Origin of the sequence: Nonomuraea sediminis, from assembly GCF_018531495.1 — a bacterium.
Classification (GTDB): Bacteria; Actinomycetota; Actinomycetes; order Streptosporangiales; family Streptosporangiaceae; genus Nonomuraea; species Nonomuraea sediminis.
Genome location: NZ_JAHDTI010000003.1, coordinates 1,032,340 through 1,050,264, shown reverse-complemented (window position 1 = coordinate 1,050,264; position 17,925 = coordinate 1,032,340). Strand labels below are relative to the sequence as shown.

17 protein-coding genes are annotated in these 17,925 nt (G+C 70.6%); 9 read left to right on the top strand and 8 right to left on the bottom strand.

Annotation, left to right across the window (positions count from 1 at the left end; translation table 11 throughout):
- Positions 1-106: 106 nt before the first annotated feature.
- From KIK09_RS18905 to KIK09_RS60055, 3 genes are all read right to left on the bottom strand, one after another.
- Positions 107-1,228: a hypothetical protein gene (locus tag KIK09_RS18905; protein ID WP_214320512.1), complete on the bottom strand. Its 1,122-nt coding sequence runs from the start codon at positions 1,226-1,228 to the stop codon at positions 107-109.
- A 79-nt stretch (positions 1,229-1,307) separates the two neighbouring features.
- Entirely contained in the window at positions 1,308-1,571 is a 264-nt protein-coding gene (locus KIK09_RS60060; RefSeq protein WP_214320511.1) for a LysM peptidoglycan-binding domain-containing protein, read from the bottom strand.
- A 23-nt stretch (positions 1,572-1,594) separates the two neighbouring features.
- The gene (locus KIK09_RS60055; protein WP_214320510.1) at positions 1,595-1,810 is read right to left on the bottom strand and encodes a hypothetical protein; all 216 of its coding nucleotides are present in this window, start codon (positions 1,808-1,810) and stop codon (positions 1,595-1,597) included.
- A 954-nt stretch (positions 1,811-2,764) separates the two neighbouring features.
- Here KIK09_RS60055 and lexA point away from each other — a divergent pair.
- Both lexA and KIK09_RS18885 read left to right on the top strand, forming a co-directional pair.
- Entirely contained in the window at positions 2,765-3,472 is a 708-nt protein-coding gene (lexA, locus tag KIK09_RS18890; protein ID WP_214320509.1) for a transcriptional repressor LexA, read from the top strand.
- A gap of 274 nt (positions 3,473-3,746) precedes the next feature.
- Positions 3,747-3,935 carry a hypothetical protein gene (locus KIK09_RS18885; protein WP_214320508.1) on the top strand — a complete coding sequence of 63 codons (189 nt, stop codon included), beginning with the start codon at positions 3,747-3,749 and terminating at the stop codon, positions 3,933-3,935.
- Between the two features lie 193 nt (positions 3,936-4,128).
- On the opposite strand, the gene KIK09_RS18880 is transcribed toward KIK09_RS18885, so the two are convergent.
- Positions 4,129-4,371: a hypothetical protein gene (locus tag KIK09_RS18880; RefSeq protein WP_214320507.1), complete on the bottom strand. Its 243-nt coding sequence runs from the start codon at positions 4,369-4,371 to the stop codon at positions 4,129-4,131.
- A gap of 38 nt (positions 4,372-4,409) precedes the next feature.
- Here KIK09_RS18880 and KIK09_RS18875 point away from each other — a divergent pair, with 38 nt between their 5' ends.
- A complete protein-coding gene (locus KIK09_RS18875) occupies positions 4,410-5,267 on the top strand; it encodes a PASTA domain-containing protein (RefSeq protein ID WP_214320506.1) in 858 nt (285 codons plus the stop codon).
- 17 nt (positions 5,268-5,284) lie between these two features.
- Here KIK09_RS18875 and KIK09_RS59235 read toward each other — a convergent pair whose 3' ends face one another.
- The gene (locus KIK09_RS59235) at positions 5,285-7,834 is read right to left on the bottom strand and encodes a glycosyl hydrolase family 18 protein (protein WP_214320505.1); all 2,550 of its coding nucleotides are present in this window, start codon (positions 7,832-7,834) and stop codon (positions 5,285-5,287) included.
- A gap of 118 nt (positions 7,835-7,952) precedes the next feature.
- On the opposite strand from KIK09_RS59235, the gene KIK09_RS18865 reads away from it, so the two are divergent.
- Entirely contained in the window at positions 7,953-9,353 is a 1,401-nt protein-coding gene (locus KIK09_RS18865; protein WP_214320504.1) for an MFS transporter, read from the top strand.
- Here KIK09_RS18865 and KIK09_RS18860 read toward each other — a convergent pair.
- Positions 9,304-9,783, bottom strand: a complete 480-nt coding sequence (locus tag KIK09_RS18860; RefSeq protein ID WP_214320503.1) for a TIGR03618 family F420-dependent PPOX class oxidoreductase — start codon at positions 9,781-9,783, stop codon at positions 9,304-9,306. The two genes, KIK09_RS18865 and KIK09_RS18860, sit on opposite strands and share 50 nt — an antisense overlap.
- A gap of 68 nt (positions 9,784-9,851) precedes the next feature.
- Positions 9,852-10,331, bottom strand: coding sequence for a hypothetical protein (locus KIK09_RS18855; RefSeq protein ID WP_214320502.1), 480 nt, complete (start codon positions 10,329-10,331; stop codon positions 9,852-9,854).
- A 122-nt stretch (positions 10,332-10,453) separates the two neighbouring features.
- On the opposite strand from KIK09_RS18855, the gene KIK09_RS18850 reads away from it, so the two are divergent.
- The 4 genes from KIK09_RS18850 to KIK09_RS18835 are packed head-to-tail and all read left to right on the top strand — an operon-like array spanning position 10,454 to position 15,998.
- Positions 10,454-11,650 (top strand): amidohydrolase, encoded by a 1,197-nt coding sequence (locus KIK09_RS18850; protein WP_214320501.1) that lies wholly within the window; start codon positions 10,454-10,456, stop codon positions 11,648-11,650.
- Positions 11,650-12,426 carry an alpha/beta fold hydrolase gene (locus tag KIK09_RS18845; protein WP_214320500.1) on the top strand — a complete coding sequence of 259 codons (777 nt, stop codon included), beginning with the start codon at positions 11,650-11,652 and terminating at the stop codon, positions 12,424-12,426. The genes KIK09_RS18850 and KIK09_RS18845 overlap by 1 nt, the downstream gene beginning before the upstream one ends.
- Before the next feature lie 28 nt (positions 12,427-12,454).
- Positions 12,455-14,890, top strand: coding sequence for a pyruvate dehydrogenase (acetyl-transferring), homodimeric type (gene aceE / locus KIK09_RS18840; protein ID WP_250573248.1), 2,436 nt, complete (start codon positions 12,455-12,457; stop codon positions 14,888-14,890).
- Positions 14,891-14,921: 31 nt separating this feature from the next.
- A complete protein-coding gene (locus tag KIK09_RS18835; RefSeq protein ID WP_214320498.1) occupies positions 14,922-15,998 on the top strand; it encodes a PrsW family intramembrane metalloprotease in 1,077 nt (358 codons plus the stop codon).
- Here the strand turns inward: KIK09_RS18835 and KIK09_RS18830 are convergent.
- Positions 15,973-17,355 carry an MFS transporter gene (locus tag KIK09_RS18830; RefSeq protein WP_372455671.1) on the bottom strand — a complete coding sequence of 461 codons (1,383 nt, stop codon included), beginning with the start codon at positions 17,353-17,355 and terminating at the stop codon, positions 15,973-15,975. The genes KIK09_RS18835 and KIK09_RS18830 overlap by 26 nt on opposite strands.
- A gap of 21 nt (positions 17,356-17,376) precedes the next feature.
- On the opposite strand from KIK09_RS18830, the gene KIK09_RS18825 reads away from it, so the two are divergent.
- Positions 17,377-17,895, top strand: a complete 519-nt coding sequence (locus KIK09_RS18825) for a winged helix-turn-helix transcriptional regulator (RefSeq protein ID WP_214320496.1) — start codon at positions 17,377-17,379, stop codon at positions 17,893-17,895.
- Positions 17,896-17,925: the final 30 nt, after the last annotated feature.

Below are 17,925 nucleotides of genomic sequence, written 5' to 3'. Positions count from 1 at the left end.
GAAGTGCGCGACCATGAACGCAAGTTGACCGCCCCCATCGGGCCGAAGTCGCTGATCAGGGGTGCCCCACGCAGCACGTCGGGCGTGTCGTCCCCCGAGCCTCCGTTCAGGCGACGGCGATCCGCGGGAAGTCGGTCTGGGGTACTCCGTCCGGCGGCGGCAGGATCTGGCCGCCGTCGAGCTCGGCGTAGCGCATCCACAGCATTGGCACCGCCACCAGCGCCACCGCCGCCCCGATCGCGGCAAGGCCCTTGGTGACGCCGCGCAGTAAGAACCGGCCGATCGCCTCCTTGGCCGCCAGCGCCATCGGATACGTCCGGCTGAGCCATGCCAGTGTCGCGAGCGTCACCATCAAGCCGGAAGTGAGGTAGAAGACGGCGTCGTGCACCAGGTTGAGCGTCTTGATGGCCTGCTGCAGGCCCTGAACCTGGCCGAGAGCGGTGGCGAAGCGCTGGGAGCCGGCCGTCATGAAGTCGCGCACGACGGCCTCGGCGGCGTCTCTCGCCTCGCCCTCCCAGGCCTTGGCGATGACGTCCCTGGCGTCCAGCCCGCCGAACATCCGCTGCAGGTCCTGGGCGGTGCCCCACCAGTAGTCGACGGCACGCGTCAGGTACTCGTCCTCGGGTGAGACCGCGGCGGTCCACAGTCCCGCGGCGACCGCGGCGATGGCCGACATGCGCGCGGCACCGGTCAGGAGCGCGGCCGTGCGCTGGCTGACCCCGGCGAACCGCGCCACCACGGCAGCGCCCGCGCCGATGGTCGCGCCCGCGCCGAGGGCGGCGATCTGCTGGCCTTTGCCCTCGTACAGCCGGTTTTCGGGCAGGGTGTGTATCCCGTCGACCGTCCAGAACGGGTCGGTGACCAGCTCATCTCCCCGGGGCAGCTCGATGTTCTGCTCGAAAGCGGTCGGATAGTGCGTGTAGTCGGGCAGCCGCGTCAGCTCCCTGATCGCCGCGTTGTCCGACTCGAGGTAGCCGTAGTCGTTGAGCCGCACGACCGAGAACATCTGATAGGCGGAGACCGACCCCTTGCTCAGGTCGTCGCTCATCTTCTGGAGGACTTCGTTGTGCTTGCGGCGCGCAGGCTCGCCGATCAGGCCCAGCGCCGCGAACGGCAGGCCGTCGAAGTGGTCGTGCCTGGACAACCGGGAGAGCTCTTCGTGCATCGCGTCGAGCCTGAGCCCGGAGTCGCGCATTGAGTTGTGATCGAACCCGAGTGTCTTCTCCATGATCCGACCCTCTCAAGGCCCTGCTTTCACGAGCCTTTCACGAGGTCGAGGTACTGCATTCATGTTAGGTAGCCTCGTCTCACCGGCCGGGCACGTACAGCCGCGTGCCCGGGCGGATCAGCGAGTCACCCAGCCCGTTCAGCCGGACGATCTCGGCGACCACCTTGGCCGGGTCGTCGCCGTGATCGACGTTCTGAGCGATCTTCCACAGCGTGTCCCCCTCGTCGACCACCACCCACGGCAGCCCCGCATGACTGGGCGTCGCGCCCCCCTGCGCCGCCCACCCCGCCGCCCTGGCCCCCGCGAAGAACACCCCCAACGCCACCACAACAAGGAACCCCACAACCACAACCCGCCCCCGCCGCGTCAACCGCACCGCCCCGCCCCCACGCCCCACCTGCCCCCGCGCCCCACCCTGCGCGCCCGCCCGCCGCCCGCCGAGCCCACCGCCCCGAGCGCCCGCCCGCCGCCCGTCGAGCTCACTACTCCGAGCCCCTGCGCGCCGCCCGCCACTCCGAGCGCCCGCGCGCCGCCCGCGGAGCCCTTCGCCCCGAGCGCCCGCCCGCCGCTCGCCGAGCTCACTACTCCGAGCGCCTGCGCGGAGCCCGCCGGGCCAGCCCCGCGCGCTCACGCGTCGCCCGCTGGGCTCACCGCCTCGAGCACCTGCGGGCCGCTGTCCGTCTGGCTCGCCACTGTGCCACGGCCTGTCCGCCATGTCGTCGACGCCGGACCTCGACCCGCCGCCCGCGATGCCTCGCCTCGCGCTGCCCGCCGCGTCGCCGGTGCGCCGCCGTGCCCCGCGATCCGGCCGCCCCCTCGAGTCGCCCTGCAGTACGGCGGGTCGTCGCGAGCCCGCGTCCGTGCCTCCCTGGCGTACGGCGGGTCGTGGCGAGTTCGCGGCGGTGTCGCCCTGGCGTACGGCGGGTCGTCGCGAGCTCGTGGCGCCCTGGCTTACCGCGGGCTGCCCGAAGGTCGTGGCGGTGGCGTCCTGGAGTGCGGCGGGTCGCCGTGAGTCTGTGGTCGCGCCGCTCTGGGGTACGGCAGGCCTGCGCGGGCTCGTGGGCGCGCCGCTCTCCCGGACCCTGGCGGGGCCCGCCTTCCTCGGCCGGGCGACTCCAGGGAGGGAGCGGCGGGTGGTGCCTGCCGTACGGGGGGAGTCCGCGTGGGTCGGCGGGTCGGTGAGCCGCGCGCTCCCGTTGCGCGGCTCGGGGACCAGCCACAGGCGGCGGCCCGTGGGGCGAGGGGGCGCAGGGCGCGTCTCGCGGGTGAGGTCGGCCAGGAGAGTTAGCTGCGCGTCGTCGTTCGGGTGTGTGATTGTGGTTGTTCGCACGGCTGACCTCCCGCAAAAAGGCCGATCAAAGATCGTCAAATCGAACACGGTGTCGATCGAACTCCCGTACGATGTTGTACACCACGTCGCTGACAATTTCGAGGAAGACTCGAACAATTGTTTGAAGATGATCTTCAGCGGCGATACGGTTGCTGTGTGCGACATCAGGACCACGGACCGGGAGGTCCACCGGCGAGGAGGAGAGCATGAGCGAGCGGGATGACGGCAACGGGGTCAGCGACCTCGCGGTGCGCCGGCGAGATTCGCTGGGGCTCACCCCGAGGCAGCGCAAGATCCTCGAGGTGATCCGCGACTCGGTCCAGCAGCGCGGTTACCCGCCCTCCATGCGCGAGATCGGCGAGGCCGTCCAGCTGACCAGCACGTCCAGCGTGTCGCACCAGCTGACGGCGCTGCAGCGCAAGGGCTACCTGCGGCGCGACCCGCACCGTCCGCGCGCGCTCGAGGTGCGCCTGCCGGGCGAGCCTGTGCTGTGGGTCGACCCCGACGCCGCCGACGACGAAACCGCGGTCAGCCGCCCCACGGCCGCCTATGTCCCGCTCGTCGGCCGCATCGCCGCCGGTGGCCCGATCCTGGCCGAGGAGAGCGTCGAGGACGTCTTCGCGCTGCCCAAGCAGCTGGTCGGCGAGGGCACGCTCTTCCTGCTCCAGGTCACGGGTGACTCGATGATCGAGGCCGCCATCGCCGACGGCGACTGGGTCGTCGTCCGGCAGCAGCCGGTCGCGGAGAGCGGCGACATCGTGGCCGCGATGATCGACGGCGAGGCCACGGTCAAGACGTTCAAGCGCAAGGACGGCCACGTCTGGCTGGTCCCGCACAACCCGAACTACGACCCGATCCCCGGCGACGAGGCCAGCGTCCTGGGCAAGGTGGTCGCCGTCCTCCGCCGCCTCTGACCCTCCCGGCTGTCCGGGCGCGCGCCCCCCGCTCGGCGCGCGCCCCAGCCGCATAGGTGCATACGGCCCGCGCCGCCCGAGGGGGTGCGACGCGAGCCCTCACGGAGTTCTGAGGCACGCCCGCATGCCAGACAGGGGCGCCATACCCACCTGCGGCACGCCCTGCGCGCAGCTTGGGACGCGGCGCCAGCCTGCGGGGTTACGCCCTCCGCCGCCCTGCTCGCGCGTCAGATAGAGCGCGGTGTCAGTCTGCGGCGTCACAGCCCACGCAGCTATGCCCGCGCGCCCCCTTTACGATGCGGACCCGCCTGACCCGGCCTTCCCCGGCGCGCCCGTCGAGCTCGCGATCGCCTGCGACAGCCACGGCAGTGCCGGTGAGACGGTCACGACGAAGGCCGACGGCGTCGATCACTGCTGGTCGAAAGCGTTCCTGCCGCTGTCGTGGGGCGTTGACATGGGGTGATCCGCGGGCTCTTCTGAAGGCGGCGGCTCCGCGGGGGCCGCGGGAGGGGAGGGGACATGGGGGAGCTTTACATTCCGTACCAGGGCGGAATGGACTACGGCGTCGGGATCGACACGCCGAGCGCCAACAAGAAGGCGCTGGCCGCCATGGGCGAGCCGAACGAGGTCCAGGGCGCCGCGGGCAGCATCCTGACCTACAGCATGCAGCTGCTGAAGACCGAGGAGGACCTCCAGACGCATCTGGGGATCTCGGCCTCGGCCTCGGGCGGGGTCGGGCTGTTCAGCGCGAGCGCCAGGATGAGCTTCTCGCGCGACCAGAAGATCCACTCCTCGGCGGTGTTCTTCGCGGTCCGGGCGACGCTGCAGCTGGCGTTCTCCTCCATCCGCAACCCGACGCCCAACCCGGCGGCGGTCGCGCTGATCAACGACGGCGACATGGACCGCTTCCGCGGGGTGTTCGGCGACATGTTCGTCCGTGGGATGCAAGCGCGGCGGGTTCTTCGTCGGCATCTGCCGGATCCAGACCAAGGACAGCACCGAGCAGCAGAGCCTGTCGGCGACCGTCAGCGGGGGATACGCCACCTTCTCCGCCTCCGGCGGGTTCAGCTCCGACTTCAAGAACGCCCTCAGCAGCAAGAGCATCTCGATCAACGTGTACGCCGAAGGGGGCAAGGTCGCCACGAAGCAACCGGGGAGCCTGGAGGAGCTGCAGGCGATCTCGCAGGCCTGGCCGGCCACGGTACGCGAGGAGGCCGTGCCGTACTCGGTGCTGCTCGACTCGCACGAGATCCTCAACCTGCCGCGCACGCCGAACTTCATCGACCTGGAGCATCAGCAGGACGTGCTGGTGCGGTGCGCGCGGCTGCGCAACCGCGACTGGCAGTTGCTCGAGGACATCGACTACATCCTGGCGCACCAGGACCAGTTCGTCGGCGTGGACGAGGCGGCGCTGGCCAAGCTGCAGGCGGACGCGTCGGACGACCTGGACACGATCGCGGCGGCGGCCTCGCACGCGCTCAACCACCCCAAGGAGGCGGCCTTCCCCGACGGGCTCAAGGTGCTCGCGCCGCACCTTCCCGCCCGCGTGGCCGGTCTGGCGCCGCCGCCGCAGCTGGTCCAGGTCCCCAACCTGATCGGCCAGAACATGGAGGCCGTCCAGACCGACCCCGAGTGGGCGTGGGCCCGTGCGCTGTTCAACATCGTCGGCGACCGCATCGCGGTGCCCGAGCCCCACGGCCGCCCGTGGGTCGTGCGCCAAGATCCTCCGGCGGGCGTCTCGGCCCCCAAGGGGAGCGTCCTGATGATCTACGTCGAACAGGGGACCGAGGACTAACCCGCCGGAGGACGGGACTACTTCAGGCCTGCGTCCAGGGCGGTGGTGAGGGTGCCGGTGTCTCCGGACATCTCCCAGATCATCGCCCCGAGCAGGTTCTTGCCGCGCAGCCAGGCCGTCTTCTTGCCGATCGACCAGGTGTCGTCGAAGGTCCACCACTGGCCGTTGTTCCCGGTGTAGCAGAAGGTGGCGACCGCCTGCTCGTCATGGCGCACCGTGCAGCCGGGCACCGAGGCGACCAGGTTGCTGTAGCCGCGCGTGCCCGCCTCCTCCTGGAACTGGCCGGGCGCCGCGCCTTGGGCCGCCTGCCACTCGCCGAACTTGCCGCCGTCGGTGACCTGCTGCCAGCCGCGGCCGTAGTAGGCCAGGCCGATGGTCAGCTTGCGCGGGTTCACCCCCGCCTGCAGGTAGACGTTGACCGCGTTCTCGACGCTGAAGTGGAAGGAGTAAGGGTCGTCGGTGTCCTGGTAGAGGTTGCCCTGGTGGCCGGTGCGGTTCGGCTCCCATGAGTTGTCGCTGCCCGCGCCGTGGAAGTCGTAGCCCTGGATGTTGAAGATGTCCAGGGACCTGGCGACCTCGGGCAGGTCCCAGCCGGCGGCGATCTTGGCCGGGTCGGCCGGGGTGAAGGCCGTGAGCTGGTAGCGCTTGCCCGTCTGGGCGGTCAGCGCGTCGAGCTGGCGGCGGAACTCGGCCAGCAGCAGCGTCAGGTTCGCCTTGTCGTTGGGTGAGACGTGGTTGCCCGCGTGCCCCTCGGCGCCCGGCCACTCCCAGTCGACGTCGATCCCGTCGAAGATGCCGGCGGCCGTGCCCGGCCCGCCGTAGGTGTTGTAGACGGGCAGGTTGCCCTTGATGTAGGTGTCGATGCAGGAGGTCACGAACTTCTTGCGCGAGGCGTCGGTGGCCGCCACGTCGGAGAAGTACTTGGAGTAGGTCCAGCCGCCGATCGAGATGAGCACCTTCAGGTCCGGGTGCTTGACCTTGAGCTTCTTGAGCTGGTTGAAGTTGCCCTGCAGCTTGTCCCACCCGGAGTCGGCCACGCCGTCCACCGACTGCGCCGCGCTGAACGGCCGGCCGTAGTCGGCCTCGGCGTCGCCCGCGCCGTCGCCCTGCGAGGGGTCCTGCGGGTTCTGCGTGGTGCCCTTGGTGACGCCCTGCAGGCAGGTCAGGTTGACCGGGTCGATGTTGGCGAAGGCGTAGTTGATGTGGGTGAGCTTGGCCGCGTTGCCGGTGGTCTCGAGGTTCTTCACGAAGTACTGCCGGCCGTAGATACCCCATTGCACGAAATATCCGACCCGGGCATAGCCCGTCTCGACCACGTCCGACGTCGTCACCGACACCGCGGCGGAAGCGGCCGACACGTTGTCGTAGAGATCCCGCGCCCGAACGGTGAACGAATAGGCGGTCGAAGGCGACAAACCCGAAATGGTCGCCGTGGTGCCCATGATGGTCGCCGCGACAGAAGTCCCGACGTAGACGTCGTAGTTGGCGATACCGCTGTTGTCGGTGGAGGCGTTCCACGCGAGGGAGACCGTCGACGAGGTCTTGCCCGTCGACCGCAGCCCGGAGGGCGCGGACGGTGCCTGCGTGTCGTCGGAAGGGTTGTTCGTCTTCACCGTCAGCGGCGAGGAGGCGGCAGACAGGTTCCCCTTGCGGTCCTTGGCCTTGACGGTGAACGTGTAGGACGTGTTCGGCGTCAGCCCGGTGATCGTCGCCGAGGTGCCGGTCACCTCCGTGCCGTTGGAGATCACGTAGCTCGTGACCGGGAGACTGCCGGGGGTGGCGGCGTCCCACGCCAGCGAGACCGTCTTGGTCGTCTTGACCGGTGAACGCAGGTTCCCCGGCGCGCCTGGCGGCACGTCAGGCGTCCCGTCGCAGTTCACGTCGTTGACGCGGCAACTGGTCGGCTGGGCGCCGGCAGTACTGATCGTGAAGGTCGGGCTGTACGGCTCGGTCGAGCCGCCCGCCGCGACGGTCGTGTTGTAGTAGACGGGGGAGAGCGTGACGGTCCGCCCGCTCTGCGAGATCGTGCCGTTCTGCGCGTTGGAGGCGGTCACGCCCGCGGGCAGGTCGAAGACGACCGTCCAGCCGTTCAGCGCGGAGGTCGTGTTGTTGGCGATCACGAACTTGGCCGAGGTGCCGCTGACGGTGTAGGTCGCGCTGACGGGCGGCGGGGGAGGCGGGTCGCTGCCCGTGCCGTCGCAGTTCGCGCCGTTGATCGTGCAGCTGGTCGGTTGTACGGCGGAGCTGAGCGTGACCTTGGGGCTGTAGGGCTCGGTGTTCTTGCCCGCTCCGAGCGAGTTGATGTAGTAGGTGGGGGTGAAGGTGACCCTGGTGCCCGCCTGGGTGATGGTCCCGTTCTGCGGGTTCGAGGCGGTCACACCGGAGGGCAGGTCGAAGACCAGGCTCCACCCGGTGACCGTGGTCGTGCCCGGGTTGCTGACGACGAACGTGCCGGTGGTGCCCGACAGGCTGAAGGTCGCCAGCAGGCGGGCTGCCGCGTGGGCGGGGACGGTGCCGAGGGCGATGATCACGAGGACGGCGATCAGGGGGGTGACTAATCGGCGCACGTGGGAGGACCTTTCTTTAAAGAAAGTTTCCTAACAATTACGTGGATGGTAAGCCCGAGTCACGTCTCCCGCAAGGCCCGTCCTAGGCTGGGACGGCCGCCTGATGGGGGGATTTTTCGTGAAGTACGGCCGGATGCTCGCCGTCCTGCTCTCGGCCTGGTTCATGGCGCAGTTCGACTTCTTCGTGGTGAACGTCGCCGCGCCCGCCTTCCAGCACGAGCTCGACGCGGGACCGGCCGCGCTCGAACTGATCGTGGGCGGCTACGCCTTCACCTACGCCACTGGCATGATCACCGGTGGCCGCCTCGGCGACAGGTACGGCTACCGCCGGCTGTTCGTGATCGGGGTGGCCGCCTTCACGGTCGCGTCCCTGCTGTGCGGCCTGGCCATGAACCCGGTCCAGCTGGTGATCGCCCGGCTGCTCCAGGGCCTGGCGGGCGCGGCCATGGTCCCGCAGGTGCTGGCGATGATCTCGGCCGTCTTCCCGCCCGGCGAGCGGGCCCGCGCCATCGGCTGGTACGGGGTGGCGGGCGGCCTCGGCTCGATCGCCGGCCAGGTGCTCGGCGGGTTGCTGCTGACCGCGGACCTGTTCGGGCTCGGCTGGCGGGTGATCTTCCTGATCAACCTGCCGGTCGGCCTCGTCGTGATCGCGCTGGCCCTGCGCGTGCTGCCCAGGGTGGCGCACAGGCCGGCCAAGCTCGACCTGCTGGGCGCGGCCGGGCTCGCGATCGGGCTGGCGCTGATCCTGGTCCCGCTCGGCCTGGGCAACAGCGCGGGCTGGCCCGCCTGGACGTGGATCTGCCTGGCGGCGAGCATCCCGGTGCTGGCACTGACGGCCCGCTGGCAGTACGTGCTCGGGGCCCGTGGCGGACAGCCCGTGCTCGACCTGGCGCTGCTGAAGGTCCACTCCTACCTGGCGGGCGTCGGCGCGATCACCGCCTTCATGGCCTACTTCGCCTCGTTCATGTTCACCCTCACCCTGCTGCTGCAGGGCGGCGAGGGGCTGGACGCCTTCCACGCCGGGCTCGCGTTCGCGCCGATGGGCGTGCTGTTCTCGGTCACCTCGCTGCTGGGCACCCGGCTGGTCAGGGCGTACGGCCTGCGGATCGTGATCCTCGGCGGCCTGATCACCGCCTCGGGCCTGGTCATGATCGCGGTCGCGGACGGCGCCGGGCTGCCGTGGATCATGGCGGGGCTGATGCTCGTGGGCACCGGCAACGGGCTCGTGCTGCCGCAGCTCATCGGGGCCGCGCTGGTCGAGGTCGCGCCGCACCAGGCGGGCATCGGGTCAGGGTTCCTGTCGACGGCGCAGCAGTTCGGCGGTTCCGGCGGGGTGGCGGTCATCGGCGCCGTGTTCTTCGCGGCCTCGGCCGGAGGCGACTACGTGCGCGGCATGCGCACCTCCGTGCTCGTCGACCTGGGACTCATCCTGCTGGTGATCGCCATGGTCGCCTACAACGCCCACCGCGCTAGCGTGCGTCGAGCGCGGTCCCGTACAGACGCGAGGCGCGAAGCCTGATCACCAGCCGCCGGTCGGCGACCATCTGCCGCAGGAAGGCGGCCTGGTCGACGGGCTCGGCGAAGCCCGGCGACATTGCCAGCAGCTCCCTGCCCACCTCGTCGCCCGGTTCGGTGCTCTCCGGGGAGATCTCCGCCTCGCCCTCGGCCACGGCGAAGGCCATGAAGTCGGCGCTGGCCACGTAGAGCGCGGCCCTGGGGTCCTTCTGGAGCTGGCGTACCTTGGCCCGGCCCGCGACCGTGGAGATCCGCACGACCCGCTGCTCCGGATCCCAGTTGTAGATCACGGTGGACAGGTTCGGATGGCCGCTGGACTTGTTGGTGGCGAGCGCGCCGAACGTCTGCGAGGCCAGGAGCCTGGACAGCTCCTCGTCCGTCCCCACCCGCGGCCCCGGACCCTGCCCAGGCCCGTACGTCTGCTCTTCGGACATGTCCGGACTCTATAGGGCATGTACGGCAGGCCGCGCACCAAGGCGCGGCCTGCCGTACAACGCGGACGTCAGGACGGGGTGGAGCAGTTGTCCCAGTTCGTGCGACCCCCGTAGGCGGCCTTGCCGTCAGGGCTCTCGATCGTGCCCCAGTACTTCACGCAGCGCGGCGCGTACTCGCGGACCGGGCCCGCGTAGTACTGGTAGTTGCCCGCGTCGATCCGCTTGATCGGGTCCTGCTTGGTGTCCTTGATCGGCTTGGGCTGCACGATCAGGGCGGCGCCCGTCGTCGTCTTGGACCCGGTGTAGCGGGTCTTGAGCGTGACCACGCAGTTGGACTGCTTGGCGCGGTTGTACAGCAGGTAGACGCGGCCGTAGGTGGCGCCCCTGTACTGCACGGGCCTGCTGCCGTCATGGGTGACCCGCCCGTATCCGGAGCCGCAGACCCCTTCCGGCGTGTAACGCGCGGCGATGGCCTGGGCCGGGCTGGCGATGAAGCCCCCCACCGCCAGCGAGGCCGCCACGGCGACGGTCGTCACGGACTTGCGCATGAACTTCCCCTCGGACTTGACTGAAGATCTAAACAACCATGCCCGAAATGTGGTTAATGGGTCCAGTCAATGTCCGGAATCCGCCGTCCAGGAGCTCCAGCCAGGACGATAGGTTGCGATCCATGAACGTTGCCATTACCGGGGGATACGTCGTCCCCGTCGTGGGCGATCCGATCGACGGTGGAACGGTCCTCATCCAGGACGGGAAGATCGTGGCCGTCGGCGCGGACGTGGAGGTTCCCGAGGGCGTACCGGTCGTGGACGCCGGCGGCGGCTGGGTGCTGCCGGGCTTCGTGGAGTCGCACGGGCATGTGGGCGTGCACGAGGAGGCCGACGGCTGGGCCGGCCACGACACCAACGAGATGACCGACCCGAACGGCGCCCGCCTGCGCGCCCTGGACGCCATCAACCCGGCCGACCTGGGCTTCGCCGACGCGCTGGCGGGCGGCGTCACCACTGTGGTGATCAAGCCGGGATCCGGCAACCCGATCGGCGGGCAGACCGTGGCGGTCAAGTGCTGGGGCCGCACCGTGGACGAGATGGTGGTCCGCGAGCCGGTCAGCGTGAAGAGCGCGCTGGGCGAGAACCCCAAGCGCGTCTACGGCGACCAGAAGAAACTGCCCTCCACCCGCCAGGGCGTCGCCGCGGTGATCCGCGACGCCTTCATGAAGGCCCAGGACTACCGGGCCAAGCGGGAGTCCGCCCAGCAGGAGGGCAAGCCGTTCGACCGGGACGCCACGCTCGAGGTGCTCGTCAGGGTGCTCGACGGCGAGCTGCCCTGGTGCCAGCACACCCACCGCGCCGACGACATCGCCACCGCGCTGCGCCTGGCCGACGAGTTCGGCTACCGCCTGGTGATCAACCACGGCACCGAGGGTCACCTGCTGGCCGACCTGCTCGCCGAGCGCGACATCCCGGTCATCATCGGCCCGCTGTTCACCAGCCGCTCCAAGGTGGAGCTGCGCAACCGCTCGCTGCGCAACCCGGGCATCCTCGCCCGCGCCGGGGTACGGCTGGCCATCACCACCGACCATCCCGTGGTGCCGATCCACTTCCTGGTCCACCAGGCCACGCTCGCGGTCAAGGAAGGGCTGGACCGCGACGAGGCGCTGCGCACGATCACCATCAACCCCGCCAGGATCCTCGGGCTCGACTACCGCGTCGGTGCGCTCACGCCCGGACTCGACGGCGACGTGGTCATCTGGTCGGGCGACCCGCTGGACGTCATGAGCAGGGCCAACAAGGTTTTCATCGCCGGTCGCGAGGTGTTCTCCGACGGCGAGGTGGCAGACCCCTACTACCGAGAAGGAACGAACTGATGGCATCGCTTGAACGACCGAACGCCGTGCTGGACTACTCCGAGGAGGGTGGCGGCCCGCTGGCGGTCTACGCCCACGGCGCCGCGCTGAGCAGGGAGGCGGAAGACCGCTTTCTCAACGACTGGGCGCCGTTCGTGGCCATGGGGAACCGGTTGGTCCGCTACGACGCCAGGGGCCACGGCAGGTCGACCGGGCGGCCGGAGGCGGACGACTACCGTTTCGAGGTCTTCGCCGACGACCTGATCGCGCTGGTCGACGGCCTGGGTGGCGGGCCCGTCAACGCGCTGGGCTCCTCGCTCGGCACGGCCACGACGCTGCACGCCGCGGTCAAGGCCCCCGACAGGTTCCGTGCGCTGGTGCTGATGATCCCGCCGACGGCCTGGGAGACGCGGCCCGCCCAGCAGGCGATCTACCGCCAGGGCGCCGACGTGGTCGAGAGCAAGGGGATGCTGGGTCTGGCAGAGCTGCTGGGCGGCGCCGCCGGGCCGGAGATCTTCGCGCAGGGCCCCGCACTGCCGATGCCCGACGTGGCCGAGAGCCTGCTGCCCGCGGTGATGCGCGGGCTGGGCCAATCCGACCTGCCGGCGCACGAGGAGGTCGCCAAGATCACGCTCCCCACGCTCATCCTGTCCTGGGCCACCGACCCGGGCCATCCGGTCTCCACGGGTGAGAAGCTCCACGAGCTGCTGCCCAACAGCGAGTTCCACGTCTCCATGACCGTGGACGACGTCCGGACCTGGACCACGAAAGCAGCGGACTTTCTGAGCACCCAATGATGGGATGATTGGGTGTTTAATAGGAAGTATGACGGAAGACCTGGACCCTCAGGAGACCGCGGAGTGGCTCGAGTCGCTCGAAGCGGTCCGGCGGGTTGCCGGCCCCGACCGGGTCGAGTACCTGCTGCGGAGGCTGGCCACGAGCACCCGCTACCTGAACACCGTGCCCACGGCCGAGGAGCCCGCCTACCCGGGTGACCTCGAGCTGGAGGAGCGGATCGCCGCCTACGACCGCTGGAACGCGGCGGCGATGGTGAGCAGGGGCAGCAAGCTGGGGCTGGGTGGCCACATGGCCACCTACGCCTCGGCCGCCTGGCTCTACGAGGTGGGCTTCAACCACTTCTTCCACGGCGTCCACGACCAGGTGTACTTCCAGGGACACGCCTCGCCGGGCATCTACGCGCGGGCGTTCCTGGAAGGCCGGTTGAGCGAGCAGCGGCTCGACCTGTTCCGGCGCGAGACCGCCGGCGGCCTGTCGTCCTACCCGCACCCGCGGGCGATGCCGGACTTCTGGCAGTTCCCCACGGTGTCGATGGGCCTGGGACCGCTGAACGCGGTCTACCAGGCCCGCTTCAACCGGTACCTGCACAATCGCGGCATCAAGGACACCAGCGCGAGCCACGTCTGGGCCTTCCTCGGCGACGGCGAGATGGACGAGCCGGAGTCCACCGCCGCGCTCACGCTGGCCGCCCGCGAGGGGCTGGACAACCTCACCTTCGTGATCAACTGCAACCTGCAGCGGCTCGACGGTCCGGTCCGCTCCAACACGCGCATCGTGCAGGAGCTGGAGAGCGTCTTCCGCGGCGCGGGCTGGCACGTGGTCAAGGCGCTGTGGGGCGTCGACTGGGACCCGCTGCTCGAGTCGGACGAACTGGTGACCAGGCTCGGCGAGGTGCCCGACGGGCAGTTCCAGACCTTCGCCGCCTCCGATGGCGCCTACATCAGGGAGCACCTGTTCCGCGGCATCCCGACCGGCCTGCCGGACGAGGAACTGCGCAGGATCGTCGGCGGCTCCCGCGCGGGACACGAGCCGCGCAAGGTGCACGCGGCCTACCGCAAGGCGCTGGCCAACCAGGGCGCGCCCACGGTCGTCCTGGTCCAGACGGTCAAGGGCTGGACCCTAGGCGCGGGCGTGGAGTCCCGCAACGCCAACCACCAGATGAAGAAGCTCACCGCGGAGGAGTTCCGCGACATGGGCGACCGCCTCGGCCTCGCCGTCCCGGAATTCCAGGACTACCCGCCGTTCCTGCACCCTGGTCCTGATTCGCCGGAGGCGCGCTACTTGGCCGAGCGCAGGGCGGCGCTCGGGGGGCCCATCCCGGCCAGGAAGAGCGTGCACGCCGCGCTCCCGCCGGCGGGCGACAAGCCCTTCCAGGCGCTGGCCAAGGGCTCCAAGCAGCCGGTGGCCACCACGATGGCCTTCGTCCGCCTGGTCAAGGACCTGATGAAGGAGCCCGAGACCGGGCGGCGCTGGGTGCCGATCGTCCCCGACGAGGCGCGCACGTTCGGCATGGAGTCGCTCTTCCCGACCGCGAAGATCTACTCGCCGCTCGGGCAGCGCTACGAGGCGGTCGACCGGGAGCTGCTGCTGGCCTACAAGGAGGCCACCGACGGCCAGATCCTCATCGAGGGGATCACCGAGGCCGGCTCCATGGCCAGCTTCACCGCCGCCGCCAGCAGCTACGCCACGCACGGCGAGCCGATGATCCCGTTCTACATCTTCTACTCGATGTTCGGCTGGCAGCGCACGGCCGACCAGATGTGGGCGCTGGCCGACCAGCTCGGACGCGGGTTCCTCATCGGCGCGACGGCCGGCCGTACGACCATGACGGGGGAGGGGCTGCAGCACGGCGACGGGCACTCGCACCTGATCGCCTCGACCAACCCCGCCGCGCTGGCCTACGACCCGGCCTTCGCCTACGAGGTCGGCGTGATCGTCCGCGAGGGCCTCAGGCGGATGTACGGCGTGCGCCCCGAGAACGTCTTCTACTACCTGACGCTCTACAACGAGCCGCTGCCCCAGCCCGAGATGCCGCCCGGCGTCGAGGAGGGCATCATCAAGGGCGTCTACCGCTACTCTGCGGGCGGCGGGCAGGCGCACATCCTGGCCAGCGGCACCGCCATCCACTGGGCGCTGGAGGCCCAGCGGCTGCTCAGGGACGAGTACGGCGTGGGCGTCGACGTCTGGTCGGTCACCTCGTGGAGCGAGCTGCGCCGCGAGGCCATGGCCACCGACGGCGTGCCGTACATCACCCAGGCGCTGGCGGGCACGCAGGGCCCGGTCGTCGCGGTCAGCGACTGGATGCGGGCCGTGCCCGACCAGATCAGCCCGTGGGTCGACCGGCCATGGACCTCGCTCGGCACCGACGGCTTCGGCCTGTCGGACACGCGCGAGGCCGTGCGCGAGCACTTCGGCGTCGACCCGAGGTCGATCGCGGCCGCGGTGATCAAGGCCGTCAAGTAGTCGTCAAGCCGGCCGGGGGAGAGTTGCCGGTATGACTCTCCCCTATCGTCCGAGCAAGGCGCTGGTGATCGGGCTGTGCGTCTCCAGTGCGCTGGCCCTGGTCGTGCTGGTGCTCATGCTGCTGAAGGGCGGGCCCGTCGGCTTCGCCGTGTCCGCGCTGCTCGCCGTGGCGCCGCTGCCGGGGCTGCTGGCGGCGGTGCTCTCACTCGACCGGCTGGAGCCGGAGCCGAAGCTGCACCTGTCCTTCGCCTTCACCTGGGGCGCCGGTGTGGCGATCGTGCTCGGCATCGTGCTGACGCTGGTGGGTGAGGCGCTGTTCGCCAGGGCGGGGCTCGGCGAGCAGGCCGTGGACGATGCAGGCACGGTGTTCCTTGCGCCGGTGATCGAGGAGGCGCTCAAGGGGTCGGCGCTGTTGCTGCTGCTGTTGCGGCGCCGCGAGATCGACGGGCTGACCGACGGCATCGTCTACGCGGCGATGGCCGGGCTCGGGTTCGCCGCGGTGGAGAACGTGGGCTACTACCTGGGCGCCTTCGGCGAGGTCGGCGTCGGCGGCGCGGTCGGCCTGTTCGTGCTCAGAGGGCTGATCGACCCCCTCGGCCACTCCATCTACACCTCGATGACCGGGCTCGGCGTGGCCTACGCGCTCACCCGGCGAGGTCCGTTCAGGTTCGCCGCCGTGCCGCTCGGCTACCTGGGCGCGGTCCTGCTGCACGGGCTCTGGAACGGTGCGGCCTCCACGGGCTCGCTGCCGCTGCTCGGCGGCGCCTACCTGGTGATCATGGCGGTGCTGGCGGGCCTGATCGCCGTCACGGTCGCCGAACGCCGCCGGCTGCTCGGCCGGGTCGCCGCCTACCTGCCCGGCTACCAGCCGACCGGGCTCGTCACCCCGCAGGACGTGACCATGCTCGGCACGCTGGCGGGCCGCAGGCAGGCCCGCCGGTGGGCCAGGGGAGCCGGGCTGGGCAAGGCCATGGGCGCCTACCAGCAGGCCGCCACCGAACTCACGCTGCTCCACCTGCGCGCCGAGCGGGAGGGCGCCGACCCGCGCCGCTTCACGGCCGAGCGTGACGCCCTGCTGCACGTCATGGCCGGCGCGCGACGCTGGTAGCGCGCGTGCTCCCCAGGGCGACCACCGCGGTCAGCCCGGTCAGCGCGATGCACGCCACGACCGCCACCGTGGCGCCCTCCTGCACGCCGAACCCGCCCACCGCCAGCGCGACCCCGGCCGCGCCGAGCGACGAGCCGATGTAGCGGGCGGTGTTGTTGGCCCCCGACCCCATGCTGACGCGGTGCGCGGGGACGCTCTCGATGGCCAGGTGCGTGATCGAGGAGTTGATCAGCCCCGACCCGACGCCGCTGACCAGCAGTCCGGCCAGGACCATCGGCAGCGACAGCGAGGAGCCGACCCCGATCAGCCCGCAGAACCCCAGGGCCGTCAGCACCATCCCCGAGGCCAGCCGCCCGCCCGCCGCCAGCCGCACGTGCCTGGTCAGCAGCGAGGCCACGAACGACGTCCCCGACCAGACGAAGAACAGCAGCGCGGTCGTCATCGGCGTCATCCCGTAGGCCTGCTGCAGCACCGACGGCAGGAAGCTGAGCAGCCCCACGATCGCCGCGCCCACGACCAGCGCCCCGCCCGTCGACACCAGGAACAGCGGCCGCCTGAACAGCTCCAGGTCGATCAGCGGCTCCCCGCGCCGCCGCTCCACCAGCACGAACGCCGCGATCAGCACGACCGCCACCAGCAGCGCGATCTCCACCACCGGCCGCGACCAGCCCAGCCGGCCCTCCGTCACACCCGCGAGCAGCGCGGCTACGCCCAGCGTGAGCAGCACGACCCCGGGCACGTCGAACCTGCGCGGCTCGGCCGCCCGCGACTCCTCCAAGGTCCGCGCCGACACCGCCGCGAGCGCCACCGCGGCCGCCGCCATCAGCCAGTACACCGCCCGCCAGCTCGTCACCGTGGCCAGCATTCCCGACACCAGCGGACCCACCGCGGTGCCCAGCCCGATCATCGCCCCGTACCTGCCGGTGGCCCGCACCCGCTCGGTGCCCGACGGGTAGGCGTGGCCCACGATGCCCAGGCTCGCCGCCAGCATCGCCGCGCTGGCCCCGCCCTGGACCAGGCGGGCGGCCACGAACAGAGGCACCGCCGTACTCACCGCGGCGACCAGGCTGGCCACGGCGAGCACGCCGGTGCCGGCGAGCAGCACCCGCCTGCGCCCGTAGTCGTCGGCCAGTCCACCCGACACCAGCAGCAGCGACGACAACCCCAGCGCGATCGAGCCCAGGATCCACACCGGGCCCGTCGGGCCCGCGCCCAGATCCTGCGCCGTCCGCGGCAGCGTCACCATCGGCACCGTGTAGTTCGTCAGCACCAGCAGCGGCGCCATCGAGGCGACCGTCAACGTCCGAGTCGGTTCAGTGATTGAACTCTTCATGTGCCGCACGCTAGCACGGTTCAATGAATGAACTAAAGTGGGGTCATGGCGCTCGGGAAGAACTACGAAGGCCAGGACTGCTCGCTGGCCAAGGCCCTGGAAGTGATCGGCGAACGGTGGACGCTGCTGGTCCTGCGCGACGCGATGTACGGCGTGCGGCGCTACGGCGACTTCCTGGCCCACCTCGACCTGCCCAGGGCCGTCCTGTCACAGCGCCTGGCGACGCTGGTCGAGGCCGGGATCCTGGAACGGCGGCGCTACCAGGACAACCCGCCGCGCGAGGAGTACGTGCCCACGCCGATGGGCAGGGAGCTGTGGGTGCCGCTGCTCGGGCTGTCGCAGTGGGGTGAGCGGCATCTGACCGGCGCGGGTCCGCGGCGGATGTTCTTCCACCATGCCTGCGGGACCCGGCTGGACGCGGTGTCCTTCTGCGAGCGCTGCGCCGTACGCGTCCCCGTGCAGGACGTGGAGGTGCGCCCGGGTCCCGGCCTGGAGCGCAGCCGTCAGGACCGCGTCAGCCTGGCGCTCCAGGAACCGCACCGCATGCTCGACCCCATCCAGTGACTCCGCCCGCCGGCGAATCTCCTGGCCCCA